Raw genomic sequence first — 24805 nt, 5'->3', positions numbered from 1 at the left:
AAATATTTTTTAAAATAAGGCAGATTAAGAAATTAAATAAATCATGATGCCTTCGGTCACGACGCCGACGGCAGTACCAATTAAAATGGAAGAGGATGCAGTATCAATATACGTATCGCTGCGCAAGGCAAACATCCCTGCGGCGATAGCAGAAGGGGTCGCGCCAATAATGACGACCTGTTGCAGTAATGTATGGCTAAGACCAAATGCCAGCCCTGCAACTGCCATCATGGCAGGCTGAATAAGGTTTTTAATCCCGATATTGGTAAACGTCTGCACATTCAATGTTGGACGTTCGCCGTAGAACAACAGGCCGAGAGCAAACAGTGAAAGACCGCCGGAAACTTTACCTACCATCTCAATCGGCATGCTAAGAATATGGGGTATCTGTAAACCCGCCAGGCTTAATAACACCCCCGTTACCGGGATCCAGACGATTGGGTTGCGTACCGCTTTAATCAGGTTTTGCATCACCATAGCGCCCGGATGTAGCGCGTTAAGGCTGTCGTCACCGTTCTTATCACCCATACGAATCAAGACGATAGTCAACGGGATCATGATGACACTGGTAATAATGTTGCCGATAAGCACGCCGATAAATCCTTCCGGGCCAATCAATACCGCAAGAACGGGGGCACCAAAGTAGGCCATATCCGGGAAGGCACAAACCAGTGACTGAATGGCGCTGGTTTTGATATCGTGACGAAAGACAAAGCGTGAAATAAATAACGTCAGTAAATACGAACCCATTAAGCCGACAACCAGAACAGCCATAAATGTCATGTTCTTAATTTTACCTGGGTCCGTATTTAATGCGCCGATAAAAAGATGGAATGGCAGGGCGAAACGGATGACTACCGTCGCCAGGACGTTTGCATCTTCGCGACGAGTATATCCAAGTTTCCCGCTTAGCCATCCGAGTAACATAATAAAGACGAGCGGAAACAGTGACTGTAGCAGTAATGAGGGCATAATATTTCCTGTAGGGTATTTTATGGGTTTTGTTGACGCACAATCTAGCGGTTAGGAAACAGGGCAGGAGTGATAACGGTCACACTCTCCCTGGTTTTATTAATTTCAAAAAGATTGTTTTAGTTGGATAACTAATGAGCGCGTCATAAATTGATAAATGACAAGAAAATGCGTTGAGACAGGCGCAATCTCATTTTTAATTACTTTAGTTACTTAATGATGAATTAAGTTATTTAAAATAAAACCCCCATAGCGTTCACATTTCCCTTAACACCATCATGCTATTTTCACCCTGAGCCTGTTTTTATAAATGGCCTTTTGATTACGTATTTCATATTTAAGAATATTTTATCATCAGGAATACTCTGTGTTTATTCCTGTTTATCTGTATATCCGAACTCACTAATCAGGTGATTATATGAAAGATAATCCTGTACAAACCTCTCCTGCACCATCCTCGCGTTTTGCCTTCGGGCTGAGCAATACCGACGTGGGTACTGTCCCGCTGTTGCTGTTTGTGGGCATTGCGACCATTGTGGCGACTTCTGCCTGGGCAGGGCTACTGCCAAAAAACATGATTGGCGGACTTGCGGTGATCATGACCCTCGGTTTTGCGTTTGCCAAAATTGGCCGTCAGATCCCTGTCCTGAAAGATATCGGTGGCCCGGCAATACTGTGCCTGATGCTACCCTCCGTGCTGGTTTACTTCGGCGTATTTGAGAAACACACGCTGGATACCGTTCATCTGCTGATGAAAGAGGCGAATTTGCTCTATTTCGTCATCGCCTGTCTGGTGGTGGGGAGTATTCTGGGGATGAACCGTATCCTGCTGATCCAGGGGATGATCCGTATGTTCGTGCCGCTGGTGGTGGGAACGCTGATGGCGGTGTTGAGTGGGCTTATTGTCGGTTCGTTGTTTGGCTACACCCCATATCACACGTTCTTCTTCATCATCGTACCGATTATTGGCGGTGGAATTGGTGAGGGGATCTTGCCGTTGTCGCTGGCCTATTCGGCAATACTGGGGCAAACCCCTGATGTGTATGTCGCGCAGCTGGCACCGGCTGCCGTGGTGGGAAATATCTTCGCCATCATCTGTGCAGGCACGCTGGCGCGTCTGGGGATGAAACGTCCTTCTCTGTCCGGGAATGGTATGTTAACCCGCAGCAAAGACGACCATAGTTTGTTTACCAGCACGCAGAGCGTACAACCGACCGATTTCCACCTGATGGGCGGTGGGCTGCTGATGGTGTGTGCGTTTTTCATTGTCGGTGGGCTGTTTGAAAAACTGGTGCATATTCCTGGCCCGGTACTGATGATCCTGATTGCCGTACTGTGTAAGTATTTCAAATTGATCCCGGACTCAATGGAGCAGGGGGCGCACAGCTGCTATAAATTCGTCTCGGCAGCGCTGGTCTGGCCACTGATGATTGGTCTGGGCATGTTGTATGTTCCGCTGGAGAGCGTGGTGTCGGTCTTCTCCGTCGGCTACGTTGTGGTGTGTGGTTCGATCGTTATTGCGATGGCGTTAAGCGGCTACTTTATTGCGTCGCGTCTGAATATGTACCCTGTTGAAGCGGCCATTGTTACCTGCTGTCACAGCGGTCTGGGTGGCACCGGGGATGTGGCCATTCTGTCTGCATCCAACCGGATGTCGTTAATGCCTTTCGCGCAGATCGCCACCCGTATTGGCGGTGCGTCGACGGTGATTTTCGCGACGCTGTTGATGGGCTGGATAATGTAACGTAGCCGGAAGAGTGAACCGTAACGGCACCTTCCGGTTGCCGTTACGGTTCAGGCCTTTATAAAAATTGTGTCTCTGGATAGAATCACCACATCCACAGCGACGGGATACAAAATATGACCGGAAGAGTCGATTATCACATCGAAAAATATCTCCTGACTGAAGCGGCAGAGCCGGAGCGGCTCACGCGCCAGTGGGCAGAAGTGATGGAAGAATGTCGTGAACAAAAGTCCGGCGCAGCAGACAGGTTGCGTCACGCGCTGCTTAATGTGGATTATGTGACCAGCTTTGAGCTTCCCTTCAGACTCCTCCTCACCCGTACGCCACAGCTAATTGATGATATCAGGGATGAATTTCAGCTCAGCCAGAAAAATGTTCTGTTCAATGGAAAGCGATTCGGCTGCGTCTATAGCCTTAAAATGAATCTGGACGGGATACCCGACGAATTTAGCTATCATCTTAAGACCCGTATCCAGCGAAGTGATACCACCGGCGGTAATGAGGTTCCTTACCGACAAATTGCACAGCAGGTTAAACCTTCCCGGGAACGGCTCAGACTGGCGCTGGAAAACGGGCTGGCTGTGACGGCACTCGATGGGCTTTTCTGGTTCGGTATTCAGCGCATTGCCGCTGATGTGCAAAGGTTAAGGAAAACCGGGATGAGGATAGTGACATCAGAGACTGAGGTATTCGATACGCTCACGAATACAACCCGACGCATCCCGGTTTATCGGCTGGATGATGTAATGTCAGCGTCATAAACCAGGAATAATGTCCGGTTCACTCCGGGTTACTTCGCCTGAAGCAGTATGTCCATCAGCCCCGGAAAACGGGCGTCCAGATCTTCACGTCTGAGTGAAATCATATTCTCTCTTCCCTGTGGGCGTTGCCAGATCACGCCACTGTCGCGCAGAACGCGCCAGTGGTGTGTCATGGTGGATTTCACCACCTCCTCTGGCCGCAGGGCATTGCAGCTGAGTTCGCTGCCATCGGCAAGGCGACGGATAATCGATAAACGTAGCGGGTTGCCGAGGGCAAACAGCACATTTTCCAGCAATATTTGTTCAGGTTCCGGGTGGTTTGGGATCATAGTTTTCCTGCGTATGACGTCAGATTGAGCTATATCAACAATAGGTCAACCGTTAAAAAAAAGTTCGATAATACTCGTACAATAGGACTATTATAGCAAACGAACAAACACACGACCATCCCGGTCGTCACATACATGTCTTAATGACTAAGGAAATATCATGCCCCGACCCATCCCCCTCGAACGTTATCGCAACATCGGTATCTCCGCGCATATCGATGCCGGTAAAACGACCACCACCGAGCGCATTCTGTTCTACACCGGAATGAGCCACAAACTGGGTGAAGTTCACGATGGCGCGGCAACAACCGACTGGATGGCGCAGGAGCAGGAGCGAGGGATAACCATTACCTCGGCAGCCGTAAGTTGCTTCTGGCCGGGTATGGACAGAGGGTTTGAACCGCACCGGATTAACATCATCGACACCCCGGGGCACGTGGATTTCACCATCGAGGTGGAACGTTCCATGCGTGTGCTCGACGGTGCCGTCATGGTGTATGACTCCGTTGGCGGCGTTCAGCCACAGTCGGAAACCGTCTGGCGTCAGGCGAACAAATACCACGTCCCGCGTCTGGCGTTCGTCAATAAAATGGATCGTCCGGGGGCCGACTTCTTCCGCGTCGTGCGGATGATGCAGGAACGCCTGAAAGCCAATCCGGTACCGATTGTGATCCCGGTGGGTGCAGAAGATCACTTCTCTGGCGTGGTGGATCTTATCAAGATGCGTACCATTCTGTGGGACGACGCGACCCAGGGCATGGTGTTTAGCTATGCGCCTGTACCAGACGACCTGCTGGAGACTGCGCGGGTGTGGCGGGAAAAAATGGTTTCTGCAGCGGCGGAGGCCAGTGATGCGCTGATGGATAAATACCTGGAGACGGGCGATCTTGATGAAGCTGAAATCATCAACGGTCTGCGTATTCGTACCATCTCCGGGGAGATCCAACCAATGCTGTGCGGCAGTGCCTTTAAAAACAAAGGGGTACAGCGCATGCTGGATGCGGTTGTCGAACTGATGCCATCGCCACTGGATATTCCAGCCATCGATGGTGTGGATGAAAAAGGGCAGCACGCTGAGCGTCACCCAAGCGATCAGGAGCCATTCTCGGCGCTGGCGTTCAAACTGATGAGCGACCCGTACGTTGGGCAACTGACCTTTATCCGCGTTTACTCCGGCGTGCTGAGAAAAGGCGATGCGGTGTACAACCCGGTGAAAGGCAAGAAAGAGCGTATTGGCCGTATCGTGCAGATGCATGCTAACGACCGTCATGAAGTGGACGAACTGCGAACGGGGGATATCGCGGCCTGCGTTGGGCTGAAAGATGTCACCACGGGAGATACCCTGACTGACCCGAATGCGGTGATTACGCTCGAACGCATGGAGTTCCCGGACCCGGTGATCTCGCTGGCAATCGAGCCTAAAACGAAGGCTGACCAGGAGAAAATGGGGATCGCGTTGCAACGACTGGCCGCGGAAGATCCCTCGTTCCGTCTGCACACTGACGAAGAGTCCGGCCAGACGATTATCTCCGGGATGGGGGAACTCCATCTGGAGATTATCGTTGACCGCATGAAGCGCGAGTTTGGCGTCGAGGCGAATATTGGGCGTCCACAGGTAACCTACCGTGAAACCCTGCGCAAAGCGGTGAAGGATATCGAAGGCAAATTTGTCCGTCAGTCCGGCGGTAAAGGGCAGTACGGTCATGTGGTGCTGAGCCTGGAGCCGTTAGAGCCTGGCAGTGGCTTTAAGTTTGAAGATGCCACCAAAGGCGGCGTGGTACCGCGTGAGTACATTCCGTCCGTCGAAAAAGGACTGCGTGAAGCCATGAACACTGGCGTACTGGCGGGTTATCCGGTTGTCGATGTCAAAGCGACCCTGACGTTTGGTTCATATCATGATGTCGACTCCTCGGAGATGGCGTTCCGCATGGCGGCCATTCTCGGGTTTAAAGACGGAGCTCGTAAAGCAGACCCGGCGATCCTTGAGCCGGTAATGCATGTTGAGGTGGAAACGCCGGAAGAGTATGCCGGGAACATTATGGGCGATCTCTCTTCCCGTCGCGGGATGGTGCAGGGCATGGAAGAGCAGTACGGTAGCCAGATTATCCGGGCTGACGTGCCGCTGGCAGAAATGTTTGGTTATGCCACTACGCTGCGTTCGATGTCGCAGGGGCGCGCAACCTACACAATGGAGTTCCATCATTTCGCAGAAGCACCGCGTAATGTGGCGGATGAAATTATTGCGGGACGCGCAAAAGGTTAATACGTGAAGTGAAACAGGGCACTGTTATTCGCGACAGTGCCCATTCTTTGGGCTATAACTCTGTGATCCCTGTAGTTTTTACAAAGGGTAATGAATTAACGGATCTGATACGGCAACGGGCTGAACGTATGCATATATTAACGCGACAGTTTGCCCAACATCAGTGCCCGGACGTTAAGTAAAACAACTCAGTGCACGGAAAAATTATGGACAATAATAACGCAGCAAATCACAGTACGTCAGGAAGGCTCATGCTGACGGGCGGTGCACTTGGCGTGGTTTTTGGTGATATCGGTACCAGTCCACTTTATACCCTAAAAACGATACTGCTGTTGTCCGGGGATAACCCGACTCCTGAGGTGATTCTGGGGTTACTATCGCTTATCTTCTGGACACTTATTCTGGTCACTTCGGTGAAATATGCCATCTTCGCCATGCGTATCGACAACAATGGCGAGGGGGGCATCATGGCATTAATGTCATTGCTGGTGCATAAAGGAAAACACAGCAAATGGGTCATCTTTGCCGCGTTGCCCGGTGCCGCGTTGATATACGGCGATGGGGCAATAACACCCGCCATTTCAGTTCTTTCCGCACTTGAAGGGCTTAACATCATCTTCCCTGAAGCCCAGTCTATTGTCGTGCCTGCCACGGTGTTCATTCTGGTGGCATTGTTTGCCATTCAACCCTTTGGTACCGCGAAAATAGGAAAAATCTTTGGCCCGGTTATGACGCTGTGGTTTGTGGCGATTGCCGTGCTCGGTGTGTCCGGCATTATCAAACACCCGTCAGTGTTGATGGCCATTAATCCGGCCTACGGCATGATGTTTTTATTCTCAAATGGCTTCAGCAGTTTCCTGGTTCTGGGAGGTGTTTTTTTATGCGTGACCGGTGCTGAGGCACTGTACGCAGATATGGGGCATTTCGGCAAAAAGCCTGTCTGGCTCGCCTGGTTCGGCCTGGCGTTTCCTGCTTTGTTACTCAACTACGCTGGTCAGTCAGCAATGATCCTGTCGGGTGCTGACATCACGCAGAACGTCTTCTTCCGCCTGTGCCCGCCATTCCTGCAAATTCCGCTGGTCATTCTTGCCACGCTTGCCACCATTATTGCCAGCCAGGCAATTATTACCGGGGCGTTTTCAATGACCCGGCAGGCGATCCAACTCGGCTGGCTCCCGCGTTTACGTATTAAGCAAACGACAGCGGAAAGTTACGGACAGATTTATATCGGTACGATTAACTGGCTGCTGATGGTGGTCACGGTCGGCCTCGCGATATCGTTCAAATCATCGGAAAACCTTGCTGCAGCCTACGGCATTGCGGTGTCACTGACCATGCTAATGACATCCGGGCTGTTGTTCATGGCGATGCGGCAAATCTGGGGCTGGAGTCTGCTCGCCAGTGGCCTGGTTGCCACCTGTTTTCTGGTCATCGACAGCAGTTTCCTGATTGCCAACATCGTGAAAGTGATGGATGGCGGCTACATCCCGCTGACGCTGGCGGCCATCATTTGTGGCGTTATGCTGATCTGGAATCGGGGTGTGAAGGCGACGTCGCGCGCCATCAATGAGAAGGTGATCGATGTTGACGAGTTATTCCAGCATATCAGTGAGATGCAGATCCCACGAGTGCAGGGTACCGCTGTGTTTTTAACCCGAGCTCAGAATGGTGTTCCCCCGGTCATGCGCTGGCATGTGGCTCGTAACCATGCGTTGCAGCAGCGGGTGGTGTCGTTGACAATTGAGGTGCAGAACGTCCCTTATGTGAAGGCGGGTGAGCGACTGGTGTTTAGTGAACGGGCTCCGGACTACTGGCAGGGTGTGGCGCGCTATGGTTTTATGGAGCAACCGCATATCCCGCAGCTACTGCAGAGCGTTTCTGGCCCGCCTGCGCCGTTTGTACCAGAAGAGATAACCTGGTATCTGGGGCATGAGACCATCATTGCCCGTGAGGGGCACGGAATGGCTTCATGGCAGCGCAATTGTTTTGCTTTTATGGTGAGAAACAGTACCCACATTACCAATTACTACCGTCTGCCGGGTGACCAGGTCGTCGAAATTGGTCGGCGGGTGGCAATTTAGCTTTATTGTATGTGGTCAGAAACCTCAACCGCCTTTTTGAGTTTTCTGACCACAAAATGTATTCACTCCAGTGCCTTCACCCTCTTCCCGCTGGCGACAAATGTCCCGGCTCCCAGATGATGCAGGGTGTTCAGTTTATCTCCGTCAAACTGCCAGCGTCCGTCCACGAACGCGCGTTCATCTGCCGCGGCAAAAACCACTTCACCAAACAGCGTGTCGTATTTCTCTGCCGCCGCGGTCGCGGGCAATAATCGACACTCCATCCATGCCAGACATTTTTCTTCGATTACCGGCAAACCCAACACCGGGCCAGTGATTGCAGGGATCCCGTAGCAGTTGAATTTGTCTTCGTCGCGTCCGCTGACGCTGCCCACGGCGTAGGTCCAGTTGGCGGCCGCAACACCCGGAATAACGATGCCGAATTTTCCGCTACGCTCTATCAGTTCCCGCGACCAGGCGCTTTTGTCCACCACAATCGCGATGCGCGGAGGATCAAACTCGACGGGCATTGACCAGGCCGCAGCCATGACGTTGCGCCTGGCGATGGTTTCATCCCGGCTGGTGATGAGCACGGTTGGGCCGTGATTCAGAAGGCGGCTGGCATGATGTAATTCAACAGGGCGAAAGTGGCTCATAGGGTTTCCTCATATACACAACGTTGAGTATGGCGAAAAAGCACGTAAATCAAAGTGGGCGCGTAAAATTAGTTTATAAACAAAGCATCACTATCAAAGGAAACTGATGCATGTCCCCATTTCTGACTGCCTATTTTGCCCGCATCGGCTGGAAGCAACCGACATCGGTTGATATCGACACCCTGCGTGCGCTGCATTTACACCACAACTGTGCGATCCCTTTCGAGAATATCGATGTCGTTCTGCCGCGAGAAATTCATCTGGAAGATCAGTGTCTGGTCGACAAGCTGGTTACCGCGCGGCGTGGCGGCTACTGCTTTGAGCAAAATGGTCTGTTTGAGCGCGTATTACGCGAAGTCGGGTTTACGGTGCGCAGCGTTCTGGGGCGTGTGGTGTTATCCAGTCCATCGCAAATGCCGCCGCGTACGCACCGTCTGCTGCTGGTCGAGCTCAACGGCGAGCGCTGGATTGCCGATGTTGGCTTTGGTGGCCAGACGCTGACGGCTCCGGTTCGTTTAATTGCCAACGAGGAGCAGGAGACGCCGCACGGGCTTTACCGTCTGTTGAGCGAGGGCAATGACTGGGTGCTGCAGTTCCGTCACCACGAGCATTGGCAGTCGATGTACCATTTTGACCTCACGACGCAGTATTTCAGCGATTACGTGATGGGCAACTTCTGGTCGGCACACTGGTCACAATCACATTTCCGTCATCATCTGCTGATGTGCCGCCATCTGCCGGACGGCGGTAAGCTGACCCTGACCAACTTCAACTTTACCCGCTGGCAGGGGGGCCATGCTGAAGAACAGATCCATTTGCCGGATGCAGAAGCGCTGTACGCACTGATGCAGGCGCGGTTTGGTCTGGGGGTTGACGATCCTAAACACGGTTTTTCGCTGGAGGAGCTGACGGCGATAATGGCGGGATTTGAAACACACCCTCAGGCGGGGAAATAGCCGGGCAGGCACAGCACCGCCCGGCCAGAATGAGATGGCTTAGCGAATCAGAACCGTTTTCCCTTCGCCATCAACCGCTCGTGTCGACATCGTATAACGGTCGACACCGATCAGCGTGCTGAAAAGGTCTTTGGTGAAAACGGTATTCCCAAAATACCAGGAGTGGGTTGGCATGCCTTTTATGCCATGCGGTTCATCCTGTTTCATAACAGAAGCGCTACTGTCCAGTAGCCCGTAATATTGTGTGCAGTCAACATTAATGGCATTGGCTGGCACATTGTCCGGTAATCCGATGCGCCCGACGCGTGGTGCAATACCCACACGTTTAACGTTCGATATATCAAGAGCCTGATCGAGTCTGCTGGAATAATTTGTCAGGCGAATGCAGTGCCGATATATAGAGTCACTTCGTGGATCGGGAGTAGACATAACATTACTTGAAACATCGCCGGCAATAAAAATAATCTGGCTCACTTTCCAGGCACTGTTGGCGAGGTTTGTATCATCGGCATCATCAAATGCCTCAGTTAAAACATAAGCACCGGTGGAATGTCCTAATACATGGATATTCATCGGGCAGTCCGGTTTTTGTTTTTCAGAAAGATACGCAATCCCCTCAGACATGAGCCGCATTGCGGTAAGTTTGGCTTTGTGTCTGTCAGAAAGGTAGGCGAGCGCTTTGTCGTCACTCGGCCAGTCGAATGAAACCACCAGCCCCTTAAAGCCAACGTCATTCAGTCCGTTGGCCAGAAGTCGATGTCGTTCAATGACTTCGCTTTCACTCATGTTGTATCCATGTACTGAAAACAGGAGATCCCCGCGTTGTTCACCTTTATCGTTGCGCCACTGTGCCAGTTTAGTGACTTTATCAAACCAGTCCTGAGAAGGAATAGCATGGCTGGGGTCGGGATCTTTACCGTCCGGAACCACCAGATAAGTTGTCTCGCCGACTTCAGCGGTGAATTTTCCTCTTGAGGCTTTACGAACGGACATAACATACGAAGGCATGATTAACTCCCACGATGGGTAATAAAATTTTTATGAAAAATACAGTAAGGTTATTAAGGAATATTCTTTTAATTGCTGTGATTTCTGACGTTCCTTTTTGGGCTATGCATAAAGATGAAGTGTATACGAGGGCGCTATTAAGTTGATTCTTTGCCATTCTTTATTATTGGATTTTGACATTCCTCGCATTATTTATTTGTACGGAACGCAAATTCATTCACATGGTGAATGCAAAGGTTGTTTTTTGTTGAGACAATAAAAAAGCCTGTTGCTTGCAACAGGCTTTAGAGAAAACAGTGTGTTTACCTACGCGAGCGTACCACCTGGTATCTGCGCGTCAGATATTCCACCGGTGCGCTCCACACATGCACCAGACGCGTGAACGGGAACAGCAGGAAGATGGTCATCCCCAGTACCAGATGCACGCGGAAGATAAACGCCACGCCGTCCAGATGTTCAGATGCACCGCCCCGGAACGTGACCACCGCCTGTGCCCAGTCCACCAGTTTCAGCATTTCGCTGCCGTCCGGATGTTGGGCGGAGAACGGTATCGTGGTGAGTCCCAGAATACACTGTATCAGCAGCACGCAGAGGATCAGGATATCCGCCGTGGAGGAGGTAGCGCGAATACGCGGATTCGTCAGACGACGAATCAACAGACCTGCACCGCCCACCAGCGTCAGCACGCCGCACACACCACCTGCGATCATCGCCATCTGCTGTTTCTGCGACATCGGCAGGAACCAGGAATAGACCCAGTGCGGGGTCAACATCCCGAACAGATGCCCGAAGAAAATCCCCAGAATGCCGATGTGGAACAGATTCGACCACAGCACCATCCCGCGTTTATCCAGCATCTGGCTGGAGGAGGCGCGCCAGGTGTACTGGCCGTAGTCGTAGCGCAGCCAGCTTCCCAGCAGGAAAACGGTGCCGCACAGGTAGGGATAGATATCGTAGAAAAAGACGTTCAGATACTGGATCATTTTGGGCCTCCGGCGCTGACGTCGACATACTGCGGGGCGACGTCCTGGCTAAAGCGTCGTTGATATTGCTGCATCGGCGAGCTGTCGCACGATGTGGCGTTGTCCTCGATAAACTTGACCTGTTCCTCTTCCCAGACGGCATCCAGTGCCTGACGGGTGTCATCACGTTTTTCGCCGGAAACCTGTTTGGTGACACTGTCACTTGAAAGGCGACTGCCGGCGAGGGTAAGCAGGGCGTCGAACAGCTGATAATGCGCCACACCGCGCTGTTTCAGGCGTCCACCGATCAGCGCCAGGATCGGCGCAACGTTTTGCAGCCCTTCGCGTGCTTCGTCGTCGGTGACGATGCTGAGATATTCCAGATAGAGCGGCAGATAGTCTGGCAGCTCGCGACAGTCCAGCTGCAGTCCGGCTTTCTCGTACTGGCTCATCAGATCGACCATCGCCTGGCCGCGATCGCGGGACTCAGCATGAACATGCTCGAACAGCAGCAGCGATGTCGCGCGACCCCGTTCAAACACTTCGCACCACTCCGCTTGTTTATCCAGCAGTACCGCCCCCAGGTGCTGCCGGGCAAACGGCAGCAGCATGAGGGCATCCTGTTCTACAAGGGAAAGTGCTTCCTCGCGGTTTTCCCATAACGTTTCATCGGGATACTCAATCAGTAACGCGATGATCTTGAGGATTTGCATTATTCTCCCTCCCCATGTTCGCGTACTTCAGTGATGTTGATGGCATCAATGCGGTGGCTGTTGAAGAGGTTGAATTTGGTGTCGGAGCCGTGGCAGCCGTCACCAAAGGTAAAGCCGCAGCCATTTTTCTCCGGGAAGGCATCCTGCGCCATTTCGCGGTGGCTGGTCGGGATCACGAAGCGGTCTTCGTAGTTGGCGATAGCGAGGTAGCGGTACATCTCCTCAACCTGTTCAACGCTCAGGCCCACTTCTTCGATGGCGCGGGTATCGGTCACGCCCTCAACGGTCTGAGAACGCTTGTAGTGACGCATCGCCATCATGCGTTTCAGGGCGCGCAGCACCGGGCCGGTATCGCCTGCACTGAGCATGTTCGCCAGGTACTGTACCGGAATACGCAGGTTCTCTACCGCAGGCAGCACACCGTCGTTCATCGGCAGGCCACCGGCGTCGGCGTAAGACTGAATCGGTGACAGCGGCGGTACATACCAGACCATCGGCAGGGTACGGTATTCCGGGTGCAGTGGCAGGGCGAGCTTCCAGTCCATCGCCATTTTGTACACCGGTGATTTTTGTGCAGCTTCAATCACGTTCGCCGGAATACCCTGTTTCAGCGCTTCTTCAATCACCGCCGGATCGTGTGGGTTGAGGAACACGTCGCACTGGCGTTCATACAGATCGGTTTCATGCTCGGTGCTGGCCGCTTCTTCAATGCGGTCGGCGTCGTACAACAGCACGCCGAGATAGCGGATGCGCCCGACGCAGGTTTCCGAGCACACCGTCGGCTGGCCGGATTCAATGCGCGGATAGCAGAAGATGCATTTTTCTGACTTCCCGCTTTTCCAGTTGAAGTAGATCTTTTTGTACGGGCAGCCGCTGATACACATGCGCCAGCCGCGGCATTTGTCCTGGTCGATCAGCACAATGCCGTCTTCTTCACGTTTGTAGATGGCTCCGCTCGGGCAGGTGGCGACACAGCTTGGGTTCAGGCAGTGTTCGCACAAGCGAGGGAGATACATCATGAAGGTGTTTTCAAACTGGCCGTACATCTCCTTCTGGATCTTCTGGAAGTTGCGGTCGCGGGCACGTTTTTCGAACTCGCCCCCAAGCAGCTCTTCCCAGTTTGGGCCGCCGACGATTTTGTCCATCCGCTTGCCGCTAATCAGCGAGCGCGGGCGGGCGGTGGGCAGGTGGTCGCCCTCCGGCGCACGGTGCAGATCCTGGTAATCAAAGGTGAATGGCTCGTAGTAATCGTCAATGCCGGGGAGGGACGGGTTAGCGAAGATTTTCGACAGTACGCCCACGCGGCTGCCGAGGCGTGGCGTGAGTTTGCCGGTAATACCGCGCACCCAGCCGCCTTGCCACTCCTCCTGATCTTCCCAGTTCTTCGGGTAGCCAATACCCGGTTTCGTTTCGACGTTGTTAAACCACGCATATTCCATGCCTTCGCGTCCGGTCCAGACGTTCTTACAGGTGACCGAGCAGGTATGACAGCCAATGCACTTATCGAGATTCAGTACCATTCCAACCTGTGAGCGTATTTTCATTTTTTCGCCTCCTGTACCTGATCCCGACCTTCGCCATCCAGCCAGTTAATGTTTTTCATTTTGCGGATCATAATGAACTCGTCGCGGTTGGAGCCGACGGTACCGTAATAGTTGAAGCTGTAGGCCAGCTGCGCGTAACCGCCAATCATGTGCGTCGGTTTTGGACACACGCGCGTCACCGAGTTATGGATACCACCGCGGCGTCCTGTCACTTCGGAACCCGGAATGTTCAGGATGCGCTCCTGGGCGTGGTACATCATGGTCATGCCCGGTGGAACACGCTGGCTCACCACCGCACGGGCAGTGAGCGCGCCGTTGGCGTTGAAGACTTCGATCCAGTCGTTGTCCTCAATGCCGAGCTCTTTGGCATCGGCTTCGCTGATCCAGACAATCGGCCCGCCGCGCGACAGCGTCTGCATCAGCAGGTTTTCGCTGTAGGTGGAGTGAATGCCCCATTTCTGGTGCGGTGTCAGGAAGTTGAGCGCTTTCTCCGGGAAACCGTTCGGCGGAATTTCCCGCATATGGGTGACGCTACGGGTATCAATCGGCGGACGGTAGGCCACCAGGCTCTCCCCGAAAGCGCGCATCCACGGGTGATCCTGATACAGCTGCTGGCGACCAGAAACCGTGCGCCACGGGATCAGCTCGTGCACGTTGGTGTACCCGGCGTTGTAGGAGACATGTTCGCTCTCAAGACCGGACCAGGTCGGGCTGGAAATGATTTTTCGCGGTTGGGCCTGGATATCGCGGAAACGAATTTTCTCGTCTTCTTTGTTCAGCGCCAGGTGGGTATGGTCGCGCCCGGTCAGTTGCCCGAGCGCCTCCCAGGCTTTTACCGCCACCTGGCCGTTGGTTTCCGGCGCAAGGGCGAGGATCACTTCCGACGCATCAATCGCCGTTTCAATCAACGGTCGGCCTTTCGCCGGGCCATCACGCTTGACGTAGTTCAGCTTGCCGAGGAAATCGACCTCGTTCTGCGTGTTCCACGAAATGCCTTTTCCGCCGTTGCCGAGTTTGTCCATCAGCGGGCCAAGCGACGTGAAGCGCTCCCAGGTTTCGGGATAGTTACGCTCGACAACGGCAATGTTGGGAGCCGTTTTGCCGGGGATTAAATCGCATTCACCTTTGCGCCAGTCCTGGATATCAAACGGCTGCGACAGCTCGCCCGGGGAGTCATGCTGTAACGGCTGCAGCACCACGTCCGTTTCTGTGCCCAGGTGGCCGACGCACACTTCCGAGAACACTTTGGCGATCTCTTTGTAGATTTCCCAGTCGCTGCGGGATTCCCACGCCGGGTCAACGGCGGCAGAAAGTGGGTGAATAAACGGATGCATATCCGAGGTATTCATGTCGTCTTTTTCATACCAGGTAGCCGTTGGCAGGACGATATCGGAGAACAGGCAGGTGCTGGACATGCGGAAATCCAGCGTGACCAGCAGGTCGAGCTTGCCCTCAATGGCTTTGGTCTGCCACTCCACTTCTTCAGGCTTGACGTCATCGGTCGAACCGAGATCCTCGCCCTGAATGCCGCTCTCGGTACCCAGCAGGTACTTCAGCATATATTCATGGCCTTTACCGGAGGATCCGAGCAGGTTTGAGCGCCAGACAAACAGGTTACGCGGGTGGTTTTTGCCGTTGTCCGGTTGTTCACAGGCAAAGCGGATATCGCCCGATTTTAATGCCTGAACGGTGTACTCCTGCGGCGTCATGCCTGCCGCGTCGGCGCGTGCTTTCACGTGCAGCGGATTGAGGTTGAGCTGCGGAGCGGAAGGCAGCCAGCCCATGCGTTCGGCGCGGACGTTAAAGTCGATCAGATGTCCGGTGAATTTCGAGGCGTCCGCCAGCGGGGAGAGCAACTCCTGCGCCGTCAGTTTTTCGTAACGCCACTGGCTGGCGTGGTTATAGAAGTATGAGGTGCTGTTCATCTGACGCGGTGGACGGTTCCAGTCCAGCGCGAAAGCCAGCGGCAGCCAGCCGGTTTGTGGGCGCAATTTCTCCTGGCCGACATAGTGCGACCAGCCGCCGCCGCTTTGCCCGACGCAACCGCAGAAGACCAGCATGTTGATCATCCCACGGTAGTTCATATCCATGTGGTACCAGTGGTTCACACCGGCACCGAGGATGATCATCGAACGACCGTGAGTTTTGTGGGCGGTGTCGGCAAACTCCCGGGCGATTTTTTCGATAAGAAAAGCAGGCACGCCGGTAATTTGCTCGCCCCAGGCCGGGGTGTAGGCTTTGATTTCGCCGTAACTTCCTGCCGCGTTACTGTCTTCCAGACCGCGATCGAGACCGTAATTAGCCAGTATCAGATCGTACACGCTGGCGACACGCTTTTGGCTACCGTCAGCAAGCGTCAGGGTTTTGCTCGGGACGCGGCGATACAGCACCGGCTCCTGTTTCACACTGCGGAAGTGCGGGTTTTCGTTACCGCCAAAGTAAGGGAAGGCCACGTCAGCGACGTTGTCATGCGTAATCAGCAAAGAGAGCGTCAGCTCGGTTTCATGGCCTGCTGCCAGTGGTTCAAGGTTCCATTTTCCTTTTTCGCCCCAGCGGAAACCAATCGAACCATTTGGCACCACCAGGTTACCGGCGATATCAAAGGCGATGGTTTTCCATTCCGGGTTATTGGTTTCGCCGAGACCCTCGGCCAGATCCGAGGCGCGTAGCATACGCCCCGGTACCACGCGGCCATCCTCTTGCTCGTCGAGAAGTACCAGCATAGGCATGTCAGTGTAGCGGCGGCAGTAGTTGAGGAAATAGTCGCTTGGGTTATCAAGGTGGAACTCTTTGAGGATCACATGGCCCATGGCCATCGCCAGCGCGCTGTCGGTGCCTTGTTTCGGCGCGAGCCACTGGTCACTCAGCTTTGCCACTTCGGAGAAATCCGGGGTGATGGCGACGGTTTTGGTGCCTTTGTAACGCACTTCAGTAAAGAAGTGGGCGTCGGGCGTACGCGTCTGCGGTACGTTCGAACCCCAGGCAATGATGTAGCTGGAGTTGTACCAGTCGGCAGACTCCGGCACGTCGGTCTGTTCGCCCCAGGTCATTGGTGAAGCCGGGGGTAAGTCACAGTACCAGTCATAGAAGCTCAGGCAGGTACCGCCGAGCAGGGAGAGGTAACGCGTACCGGCGGCGTAGGAAACCATCGACATCGCCGGAATAGGCGAGAAACCGGCCACGCGATCCGGGCCATAGTTCTTGATAGTCCAGACGTTGGCGGCGGCAATCAGCTGATTCAGCTCTTTCCAGCTGGAGCGGATAAACCCGCCACGCCCGCGCGCCTGCTTGTAGCTTTGGCTCTTTTGCGGATCGCCCTGAATCGCGTCCCAGGCCAGCACCGGGTCGTTGTGCTGTGCCAGTGCCTCGCGCCACAGCTCAATCAGTTTACGGCGCACCAGCGGGTATTTCAGACGGTTGGCACTGTAGAGGTACCAGGAGTAACTCGCGCCACGCGGGCAGCCGCGCGGTTCATGGTTGGGCAGGTCAGGGCGGGTGCGCGGGTAGTCGGTCTGTTGGGTTTCCCAGGTCACTAGCCCGTTTTTGACATAAATCTTCCAGCTGCAGGAGCCGGTACAGTTCACGCCGTGGGTGGAGCGCACAATCTTGTCAAACTGCCAGCGCTGACGGTAGCTGTCCTCCCAGTCACGGTTGGTGTTATACACCTGCCCGTGTCCATTGGCGAAACTGTCGCCCTTTTGTTTGAAATAGCGGAAGCGATCCAACAGTTTACTCATGACATTTCTCCTGCTCCGATAACATTGCCGGACGGCACTGCACCGCTATCCGGCGAAAGACGATGCGTTATTTTTGTGAGGATTTACGGCCATACGTCAGCCAGGTGACGAACACGCAGATGATGTAAAACACGAGGAAAACTTTCATCGCACCAACCGGTGAGCCGGTCATCGCCAGCGAGGTGCCAAAGGCTTTTGGGATAAAGAACCCGCCGACGGCACCAATCGCCGAGATAAAGCCGAGCGCGGCGGCGGTTTCGGTCACCGCTTCATGCTGCGCCTGCTCGTCGGTTCCTCCGCGCTGTTTCACGCGGGTAATGGTTATCTGACGGAAAATGATGGCAATCATCTGGAAGGTGGAGCCACTGCCCAGTCCGGCGGTGAGGAATAACCCCATAAAGACCAGATAGAAGGCGATAAAGTTGCCTGAACCGGAGCCGGGGAGCGTCAGGAAAAGCAGGGCGCTGAAGACGGCCATAAAGATAAAGTTGATCAGCGTGACGCGCACACCGCCGAGCTTGTCTGAGATCATCCCGCCAGCGGAACGCGCCAGCGCACCAATCAACGGGCCAAAGAAGGCGAGATGGAGAATATTGACGTCAGGAAACTGGGTTTTCGACAGCATGGCAAAACCTGCCGAGAAACCGATAAAAGAACCGAATGTTGCCAGATAGAGCAGGCTGAGTAGCCAGAGATGAAAACGCTTCAGTACCGGGAGCTGACTGGCAATGGAGGCTTTTGAGCTGGCAATATCGTTCATGCCAAAAAAGGCCGCAATGGTCGCCAGCAGCAGAAGCGGTGCCCAGAACCAGGCCGCATTTGCCAGCCACATTGACGAGCCATCCTCCTGCGGTACGCCTTTTACGCCGAGGAAGGTAAACATCGGCAGGAATATCACCAGTGGCGCAACCAGCTGCATCACGCTGACGCCCAGATTGCCCAGCCCGCCGTTGATGCCCAGCGCGCTGCCCTGTTTTGCTTTCGGGAAAAAGAAGCTGATATTACCCATGCTGGAGGCGAAGTTGGCTCCGGCAAATCCGCACAGCAGCGCGATGATGATAAATACCCAGTACGGCGTGGCCGTATTCTGAATGGCGATCCCCAGCCAGACGCAAGGAATAATCAGGATCACCGTACTTAATACCGTCCAGTAGCGCCCACCAAATATCGGTACCATGAAAGAGTAGGGGACACGCAATATCGCACCGGAAAGAGAGGGTAATGCGGTCAGCATAAAAAGCTGGTCAGTGGTGAAATGAAATCCGACTTTATTGAGATTGACCGTAATGGCACTAAATAACATCCATACGCAAAAAGCCAGTAGCAGACAAGCCACAGAAATCAAAAGATTTCGTCGTGCGATATGTTTTCCTTTATTCTCCCAAAAGTCGGCGTTTTCCGGTTTCCAGTTACTCAACAGATGATGATTGTTTTTCTCACTTTGTTGTGACATATCGCCCTCTTGCTTAACCAGGTAAAGAGAAAAGTGAAGTTAAAACAGATAGATAACTGCCTGAATATTGTTAAAGTTATTAGGTGTTTTGGGATACCATTGAAAGGATAGATAAAAAAGCGAACCCCCGAGTGTGGAGTGGAAACATGGATTCGCTTAATGTGTTACTAAGTGTAACTTTTGACGGGAGTTAATACTCCGTAGGAGGTATTAAAACAATTCCAGTGAGATGAGCTTGTCGAGATGTTTATTAAACGCCGCATCGTCCATTTCGGGCATATTTAAAATATAAATTCCGTCAAGGCCACACACCAGCCCGATCAACCGCCACGCAACATTTTCTGCCCGGTCAGTATGGGTGAACTCACCGGCCTCTCTGCCTGCGCAGATAATCGTGACGGTCTCCTGGTGCCACATTTCCATCGTCAGCACATAGGCACCCTTAATGTCATGATCCCGGCTCGCCAGAATTTGAGCCTCCCGCCACAGGCGAATATAAGGTTCAAACCCACCCTCATCGCTGCCAAGCATGGCACGCAGGCGCTCCCGCCAGCTGACGTTTTCACCGGCCACTTCGGCATCAAGCAGTTCGCGGATCAACCGGACAAAGGCCAGTGATTTTAACTCGCCACCGGAAGTAAAATGGTGGTGGACTTGCCCGGTCGCGACACCCGCTTCGGCAGCAATGCGGCGTACCGTCATTGCCGACAGCCCTTCGACCAGTGCCACGCGCATGGCCGCCTGTAAGATCTCTTCCCGCCGCTCATCCTTGCTCAGATAACGCATTTTTACTCACTCTCAATGGGGGTGAAACAAGTGTAACAAAAAGCTGGACACGTGTTCAACATCGCGTAGGATCGCATTCTGGACGTGTGTCCAGGTTTGAGTGAAAAGGAAATTTATGTTTCGTCAGTGGTTAGCGTTAGTGATTATCGTGCTGGTTTATATTCCGGTGGCGATTGACGCGACGGTACTGCATGTTGCTGTGCCGACATTGAGTATGACGCTGGGAGCCAGCGGTAACGAATTATTGTGGATCATCGATATTTATTCGCTGGTCATGGCCGGAATGGTGCTGCCAATGGGCGCGCTGGGCGACCGCATTGGTTTTAAGCGGCTGTTAATGATTGGCAGCACGTTGTTTGGCGTATCATCGCTGGCGGCAGCATTAGCGCCCTCGGCGGGCTGGCTTATTGCGGCGCGCGCCTCGCTGGCGATTGGTGCGGCCATGATCATCCCGGCTACGCTTGCGGGGATCCGCACCTTGTTCGTCAACGCCCGGGATCGCAATATCGCACTCGGCGTCTGGGCGGCGGTGGGTTCCGGCGGAGCCGCCTTTGGCCCGCTGATTGGCGGTATGTTGCTGGAGCATTTTTACTGGGGATCGGTATTTTTGATCAACGTGCCGATTGTGCTGGTCGTCGTCTCGCTGGCCGCGCGTTTTGTTCCGCGCCAGCAAGGACGACCTGAACAGCCACTGAATATTAGCCATGCAATCATGCTGATTGTGGCCATTTTGCTGCTGGTCTACAGCGCAAAAACGGCGCTGAAGGGGGCACTTTCTCCGTGGCTGGTAGTGGGGACGTTACTCACCGGTGCGGTGATGCTGTTTATCTTCGTGCGTATTCAACTGCGTGCCCGCGTGCCAATGATCGATATGCGCCTGTTCTGTCACCGTATTATTTTAAGCGGCGTGGTGATGGCGATGACCGCGATGATTGCGCTGGTTGGGTTTGAGCTGCTGATGGCACAAGAGCTGCAGTTCGTTCATGGTTTCACGCCGTTTGAAGCCGGGATGTTTATGTTGCCATTGATGGTTGCGAGTGGGTTCAGTGGTCCAATTGCTGGGGTGCTGGTTGGGCATCTGGGGCTGCGCACCGTCGCTGCCGGGGGGATGGGGCTGAGTGCCGTGAGCTTTATTGGGCTGTCGATGCTCGATTTCAGCACCCAACAGTGGCAGGCGTGGAGCCTGATGGTGCTGCTCGGCTTTAGCGCCGCCAGCGCGCTGCTGGCATCCACCTCGGCAATTATGGCGGCCGCACCAAAAGAGAAGGCCGCTGCCGCAGGGGCAATTGAAACCATGTCTTATGAGCTGGGGGCAGGGCTTGGGATCGCCATTTTCGGTCTGCTGTTAACCCGCAGTTTCTCAGCGTCGATTGCGCTGCCACAGGGGCTGGATACATCGCTGGTCGACCAGGCGTCCTCATCAATTGGTGAAGCGGTGAAGGTGGCGCAGGATCTTGCTCCAGACACGGCAGACGCACTGATCGCGGCGGCAAAATCCGCGTTTATCACGTCACACAGCATTGCGTTGGGCAGTGCAGGGGGCATGTTGTTGATACTGGCGGTCGGAATTTGGTTTAGCCTGGCAAAAGTGGCTAAGCAGTAAAGACAAGCCCGGCGACGAGCCCTTTGAAAACGGGCTACGCCGCATGCAAAGGGATAACTGCCTACGACGCAAGCAGGCAGCCTTTATCCAGCGCTTCAATCTCAGTGCCGCTGAAACGGGCATATTGTCCGGTCAAGCGCCAGAACGCGGGTTGCGTTTCGGTGTAAATTTCAGCGGCCAGTACCAGACGTCGTCTCTCATCTTCGCTCATTTCCAGCAACGTCCAGGGAATAAAGTACCGCGCCGTTGAAGTCAGTTCGAGCCACAAAGGGCAACCACATCCCGGGCAAAACCAGCGTTCACCGCGTGCGGATGACGAGAAATGGGAAGGTGCGATGGAGCCTTGCTCAACAAGGGGTTTTCCCTGTGCTTCCAGGTACATACCGATACCACCAGACCATTTCTGGCACAGCGTGCAGTGACAGGCGTAGACGTCGAAATCATTGAGGCTTACGCTGAACTGACTCATCCCACATAAGCAGCGTCCTTTAAAAATATGCATGGCGTTCTCCTTTATTACGCCAGTAAAACTGGTATAAAAAAAGCCAGCCACGAGGGCTGGCCTTTTCAGACTGACAAATCTTAGAACTGGTAGGTCAGGCCTACAGCTACGATGTTGTCGGTAGTCACGCCAGCAGCTTTGGTGAATTTGTTGTCATCAAGCAGGTTGATTTTGTAATCAACATAGGTGGACATGTTTTTGTTGAAGTAGTAAGTCGTGCCCAGATCGATGTACTCAACCAGATCCTGGTCGCCGTAAGTACCGATGTCTTTACCTTTGGATTTCAGGTAAGCGATGGATGGACGCAGACCGAAGTCGAACTGGTACTGTGCAACCACTTCGAAGTTCTGAGCTTTGTTCGCGATATAACCATCACCGAAGTTGGTCATGTTGCGGGTTTCAGAGTAGGTGGTTGCCAGGTAGATGCTGTTCGCATCATATTTCAGGCCCGTTGCCCACACTTCAGCGTTCTCACCACCAGCGTTCATGGTGTCAACTACGCGACCAGCACTAACCTGCTTGTCAGTACGGTCAGATTTCGCATAGGTTGCACCCACGCCGAAACCGTTCATTTCGTAGGTAGAAGACAGACCCCAGCCGTCGCCGTTCGATTCGGTGATGTCATTACCACGGTCGTTTTTACCCTGGTACTGAGCGGCAATGTTCAGACCGTCAACCAGACCGAAGAAATCGCTGTTACGGTAGGTTGCAACGCCAGTGGTACGCTGAGTCATGAAGGCGTCAGACTGGGTCCAGGTATCGCCACCGAATTCTGGCAGAACGTCAGTCCATGCGCCGATGTCGTAAGCCACACCGTAGTTACGACCGTAGTCGATAGAACCGAATTCGTTGAATTTCAGACCCGCGAATGCCAGACGAGTTTTGTTGCCGTCAGCACCCTGAGATTCAGAACGGTTGCCTTTGAACTCATATTCCCACTGGCCGTAACCGGTCATCTGGTCGTTGATCTGAGTTTCACCTTTGAAGCCCAGACGAACATAAGTTTTGTCGCCGTCTTTGTCAGCATCATCAGAGAAATAGTGCAGACCAGTTACTTTACCGTACAGATCCAGCTTGTTACCGTCTTTGTTAAATACTTCAGCAGCGTTTACAACGCCAGCTGCCAGCATAGAAGTTACTGCCACTGCAACTAATTTAAGTTTCATCTTAAATAATCCTTATAATTTTCTTTAGGTATTCCTGAACCATTATTGAACGATTTTTAAACGAGGCCGTTCGTCAATGGCATGCTATTTTTAAAAATCTTGTATCTCCCTTTCAATAATAAGTTTCAAAATATTAGCAATAATTTCAATTAGTGTGATCGGGATCGAAAAAATTGCCGAAAAATGCACTGATTTGATTATGATTTAATCAAATGATGATTATTTTACAGGCATGATAATTAATGAAAATATAGTTTTTTAGTGGTTTAGTTTTTATTTGTAATTATTGTTGTTTTCGTGGGGTTTGTGATGGTTGAGATGAGACTGATGACGTTAAAACAGTGTGTTACGGTGATCTTCGGGGTAATTCTTCTCCGGATTTACTGAAATATCCAGAAATAAACTATTGCAATAAGTGCTATATACATCGTAAATATTTGCAGGGAAGTAGTCACATTCCGTTGTCAATTTATGTCAATTAATGCATTTCAGAATTTACGTGACAAGGGAATATAAACAAAACTTGCCAGCGTCCTCCATCGTTCTGATAAATATTCTGACGCCCGATCACACTTTAAATTTAGGTTAGTTTTTGCCGGGCAGAAACGCGCCCGGCACGGGTTATTTTCGCGTGGCAAACCAGCACAGCAGTGACCCGGCGCAGACCATCAGAGCACCTTGCCAGAAGGCGAATGACAGTGGGGCGCTCAGTAATACGCTCGCCAGCGCGGCCGATAATACCGGGGTAAAATAAGAAACAGCAGCCAGTACAGTAACGTTGCCGTGGAGAATACCGATATTCCACGAGGCATAGCCAAACCCCAGTGCCACACCACACATGAATAACTTCACAACCACCTGGATACTGAACACCATTTCAGGTTGATCGCTCACCGCGTATTTCACCCACAGACTGAGCGCCGTAAGCAAAACAAAGAGGGTGATACCGTTTTGCCCTTTGGCAAATTTGCTGGTCACGGTGCAGTAGGCCGCCCAGATAAATGCACCGGCAAACGCCAGCGCATAACTGAGCGGATTAGAGATAACGTTGCGGACTATTTCATCCACGTGGAGCCCGTTCTCCCCCCCTAATACCCAGCCCACCCCAAGTAGCGAGATAGCTAATCCGGGGATCACCCACAGGGTTGATTTTTGACCGTTGAACAAAATCGCAAACACAATGGTCAGGCTAGGCCACAGATAATTAACCATCCCGACCTCAATGGCCTGAGAACGCGTTGCGGCATATCCGAGCGACAGCGCAAGGCAAATTTCGTAGGTGACAAACAAGACGCTACCCGCAATAAGATAACGTGGAGAGAAACGTCGAATATCAGGAAAACCAACCGTTACCAGACACAATAACCCGCTCAGAGTGTATATCATCGCCGCGCCGCCCACTGGCCCCAGTCCCTCACTCACGCTGCGAATGAGTCCAACCATTGTGCTCCATAACAGGATTGCTGCCAGACCAATGAGCGTTGCTCTTTTTCTGTCCATTACCTTGCCATCACCATCAATATCAAAGGGAAAATGTATAGCATTAATCCGCCGTGTATCGCGAATTATTCCGTTAACCGCTTAATCATA

General features: G+C 53.0%; 19 protein-coding genes. 6 read left to right on the top strand and 13 right to left on the bottom strand.

Annotated elements, in window-relative coordinates; translation table 11 throughout:
- Positions 1-24 precede the first annotated feature (24 nt).
- Entirely contained in the window at positions 25-972 is a 948-nt protein-coding gene (locus ACHHZ6_RS16345) for an AEC family transporter (RefSeq protein WP_182918439.1), read from the bottom strand.
- 418 nt (positions 973-1390) lie between these two features.
- On the opposite strand from ACHHZ6_RS16345, the gene ACHHZ6_RS16340 reads away from it, so the two are divergent.
- Positions 1391-2716: a 2-hydroxycarboxylate transporter family protein gene (locus ACHHZ6_RS16340; RefSeq protein WP_196390035.1), complete on the top strand. Its 1326-nt coding sequence runs from the start codon at positions 1391-1393 to the stop codon at positions 2714-2716.
- 116 nt (positions 2717-2832) lie between these two features.
- Positions 2833-3477, top strand: a complete 645-nt coding sequence (locus ACHHZ6_RS16335; RefSeq protein WP_182271501.1) for a helix-turn-helix domain-containing protein — start codon at positions 2833-2835, stop codon at positions 3475-3477.
- Positions 3478-3506: 29 nt separating this feature from the next.
- Here the strand turns inward: ACHHZ6_RS16335 and ACHHZ6_RS16330 are convergent, their stop codons facing one another.
- Positions 3507-3806: a helix-turn-helix transcriptional regulator gene (locus ACHHZ6_RS16330; RefSeq protein ID WP_182271500.1), complete on the bottom strand. Its 300-nt coding sequence runs from the start codon at positions 3804-3806 to the stop codon at positions 3507-3509.
- Between the two features lie 160 nt (positions 3807-3966).
- Here ACHHZ6_RS16330 and fusA point away from each other — a divergent pair, with 160 nt between their 5' ends.
- Together fusA and ACHHZ6_RS16320 are read left to right on the top strand one after the other, a co-directional pair.
- On the top strand, positions 3967-6069 hold the full coding sequence (fusA, locus tag ACHHZ6_RS16325) for an elongation factor G (protein WP_182271499.1): 2103 nt from the start codon (positions 3967-3969) through the stop codon (positions 6067-6069).
- A gap of 251 nt (positions 6070-6320) precedes the next feature.
- Positions 6321-8150, top strand: a complete 1830-nt coding sequence (locus tag ACHHZ6_RS16320) for a potassium transporter Kup (RefSeq protein WP_395122712.1) — start codon at positions 6321-6323, stop codon at positions 8148-8150.
- Between the two features lie 62 nt (positions 8151-8212).
- Here ACHHZ6_RS16320 and ACHHZ6_RS16315 read toward each other — a convergent pair whose 3' ends face one another.
- Positions 8213-8785: a flavin reductase family protein gene (locus tag ACHHZ6_RS16315; protein ID WP_182271497.1), complete on the bottom strand. Its 573-nt coding sequence runs from the start codon at positions 8783-8785 to the stop codon at positions 8213-8215.
- 110 nt (positions 8786-8895) lie between these two features.
- On the opposite strand from ACHHZ6_RS16315, the gene nhoA reads away from it, so the two are divergent.
- Positions 8896-9741 (top strand): N-hydroxyarylamine O-acetyltransferase, encoded by an 846-nt coding sequence (nhoA, locus tag ACHHZ6_RS16310; RefSeq protein ID WP_182918437.1) that lies wholly within the window; start codon positions 8896-8898, stop codon positions 9739-9741.
- Between the two features lie 39 nt (positions 9742-9780).
- On the opposite strand, the gene ACHHZ6_RS16305 is transcribed toward nhoA, so the two are convergent.
- The 7 genes from ACHHZ6_RS16305 to ACHHZ6_RS16275 form a co-directional block, all read right to left on the bottom strand.
- Entirely contained in the window at positions 9781-10749 is a 969-nt protein-coding gene (locus ACHHZ6_RS16305) for an alpha/beta hydrolase (RefSeq protein WP_197972221.1), read from the bottom strand.
- Between the two features lie 302 nt (positions 10750-11051).
- Positions 11052-11732, bottom strand: a complete 681-nt coding sequence (gene narI / locus ACHHZ6_RS16300) for a respiratory nitrate reductase subunit gamma (RefSeq protein WP_182271495.1) — start codon at positions 11730-11732, stop codon at positions 11052-11054.
- A complete protein-coding gene (gene narW, locus ACHHZ6_RS16295; RefSeq protein WP_395122710.1) occupies positions 11729-12424 on the bottom strand; it encodes a nitrate reductase molybdenum cofactor assembly chaperone in 696 nt (231 codons plus the stop codon). The genes narI and narW overlap by 4 nt, the downstream gene beginning before the upstream one ends.
- On the bottom strand, positions 12424-13968 hold the full coding sequence (gene narH / locus ACHHZ6_RS16290) for a nitrate reductase subunit beta (protein ID WP_182918436.1): 1545 nt from the start codon (positions 13966-13968) through the stop codon (positions 12424-12426). Before narH ends, narW begins: the two co-directional genes overlap by 1 nt.
- On the bottom strand, positions 13965-17705 hold the full coding sequence (locus ACHHZ6_RS16285; protein WP_182918435.1) for a nitrate reductase subunit alpha: 3741 nt from the start codon (positions 17703-17705) through the stop codon (positions 13965-13967). The genes narH and ACHHZ6_RS16285 overlap by 4 nt, the downstream gene beginning before the upstream one ends.
- A gap of 67 nt (positions 17706-17772) precedes the next feature.
- The gene (locus ACHHZ6_RS16280; protein WP_182271491.1) at positions 17773-19158 is read right to left on the bottom strand and encodes a NarK family nitrate/nitrite MFS transporter; all 1386 of its coding nucleotides are present in this window, start codon (positions 19156-19158) and stop codon (positions 17773-17775) included.
- Positions 19159-19368: 210 nt separating this feature from the next.
- A complete protein-coding gene (locus ACHHZ6_RS16275; protein ID WP_196390031.1) occupies positions 19369-19944 on the bottom strand; it encodes a TetR family transcriptional regulator in 576 nt (191 codons plus the stop codon).
- Positions 19945-20059: 115 nt separating this feature from the next.
- On the opposite strand from ACHHZ6_RS16275, the gene ACHHZ6_RS16270 reads away from it, so the two are divergent.
- A complete protein-coding gene (locus ACHHZ6_RS16270) occupies positions 20060-21547 on the top strand; it encodes an MFS transporter (RefSeq protein WP_395122707.1) in 1488 nt (495 codons plus the stop codon).
- A 61-nt stretch (positions 21548-21608) separates the two neighbouring features.
- Here ACHHZ6_RS16270 and ACHHZ6_RS16265 read toward each other — a convergent pair whose 3' ends face one another.
- From ACHHZ6_RS16265 to yddG, 3 genes are all read right to left on the bottom strand, one after another.
- Positions 21609-22049, bottom strand: a complete 441-nt coding sequence (locus tag ACHHZ6_RS16265) for a GFA family protein (protein WP_395122705.1) — start codon at positions 22047-22049, stop codon at positions 21609-21611.
- A gap of 80 nt (positions 22050-22129) precedes the next feature.
- Positions 22130-23215: a porin OmpC gene (ompC, locus tag ACHHZ6_RS16260; protein WP_182918433.1), complete on the bottom strand. Its 1086-nt coding sequence runs from the start codon at positions 23213-23215 to the stop codon at positions 22130-22132.
- A gap of 621 nt (positions 23216-23836) precedes the next feature.
- On the bottom strand, positions 23837-24715 hold the full coding sequence (yddG, locus tag ACHHZ6_RS16255; protein ID WP_395122704.1) for an aromatic amino acid DMT transporter YddG: 879 nt from the start codon (positions 24713-24715) through the stop codon (positions 23837-23839).
- Positions 24716-24805 lie beyond the last annotated feature (90 nt).

The sequence above is a fragment of the Enterobacter cloacae complex sp. 2024EL-00214 genome (assembly GCF_043945575.1).
GTDB classification, from domain to species: Bacteria; Pseudomonadota; Gammaproteobacteria; order Enterobacterales; family Enterobacteriaceae; genus Enterobacter; species Enterobacter cloacae_P.
Note: the sequence above shows the minus strand (reverse complement) of the source record. Positions and strands in the feature narration are given on the sequence as shown.

What these genes read in the sequence shown, in the direction of transcription:
- ompC (WP_182918433.1), bottom strand. Translation starts at nt 23,215, where the DNA reads ATGAAACTTAAATTAGTTGCAGTGGCAGTAACTTCTATGCTGGCAGCT.
- narI (WP_182271495.1), bottom strand. Translation starts at nt 11,732, where the DNA reads ATGATCCAGTATCTGAACGTCTTTTTCTACGATATCTATCCCTACCTG.
- ACHHZ6_RS16280 (WP_182271491.1), bottom strand. Translation starts at nt 19,158, where the DNA reads ATGTCACAACAAAGTGAGAAAAACAATCATCATCTGTTGAGTAACTGG.
- ACHHZ6_RS16270 (WP_395122707.1), top strand. Translation starts at nt 20,060, where the DNA reads ATGTTTCGTCAGTGGTTAGCGTTAGTGATTATCGTGCTGGTTTATATT.
- nhoA (WP_182918437.1), top strand. Translation starts at nt 8,896, where the DNA reads ATGTCCCCATTTCTGACTGCCTATTTTGCCCGCATCGGCTGGAAGCAA.
- narH (WP_182918436.1), bottom strand. Translation starts at nt 13,968, where the DNA reads ATGAAAATACGCTCACAGGTTGGAATGGTACTGAATCTCGATAAGTGC.
- ACHHZ6_RS16285 (WP_182918435.1), bottom strand. Translation starts at nt 17,705, where the DNA reads ATGAGTAAACTGTTGGATCGCTTCCGCTATTTCAAACAAAAGGGCGAC.
- ACHHZ6_RS16330 (WP_182271500.1), bottom strand. Translation starts at nt 3,806, where the DNA reads ATGATCCCAAACCACCCGGAACCTGAACAAATATTGCTGGAAAATGTG.
- ACHHZ6_RS16305 (WP_197972221.1), bottom strand. Translation starts at nt 10,749, where the DNA reads ATGCCTTCGTATGTTATGTCCGTTCGTAAAGCCTCAAGAGGAAAATTC.
- ACHHZ6_RS16275 (WP_196390031.1), bottom strand. Translation starts at nt 19,944, where the DNA reads ATGCGTTATCTGAGCAAGGATGAGCGGCGGGAAGAGATCTTACAGGCG.
- narW (WP_395122710.1), bottom strand. Translation starts at nt 12,424, where the DNA reads ATGCAAATCCTCAAGATCATCGCGTTACTGATTGAGTATCCCGATGAA.
- ACHHZ6_RS16315 (WP_182271497.1), bottom strand. Translation starts at nt 8,785, where the DNA reads ATGAGCCACTTTCGCCCTGTTGAATTACATCATGCCAGCCGCCTTCTG.
- ACHHZ6_RS16345 (WP_182918439.1), bottom strand. Translation starts at nt 972, where the DNA reads ATGCCCTCATTACTGCTACAGTCACTGTTTCCGCTCGTCTTTATTATG.
- ACHHZ6_RS16320 (WP_395122712.1), top strand. Translation starts at nt 6,321, where the DNA reads ATGCTGACGGGCGGTGCACTTGGCGTGGTTTTTGGTGATATCGGTACC.
- ACHHZ6_RS16265 (WP_395122705.1), bottom strand. Translation starts at nt 22,049, where the DNA reads ATGCATATTTTTAAAGGACGCTGCTTATGTGGGATGAGTCAGTTCAGC.
- ACHHZ6_RS16340 (WP_196390035.1), top strand. Translation starts at nt 1,391, where the DNA reads ATGAAAGATAATCCTGTACAAACCTCTCCTGCACCATCCTCGCGTTTT.
- ACHHZ6_RS16335 (WP_182271501.1), top strand. Translation starts at nt 2,833, where the DNA reads ATGACCGGAAGAGTCGATTATCACATCGAAAAATATCTCCTGACTGAA.
- yddG (WP_395122704.1), bottom strand. Translation starts at nt 24,715, where the DNA reads ATGGACAGAAAAAGAGCAACGCTCATTGGTCTGGCAGCAATCCTGTTA.
- fusA (WP_182271499.1), top strand. Translation starts at nt 3,967, where the DNA reads ATGCCCCGACCCATCCCCCTCGAACGTTATCGCAACATCGGTATCTCC.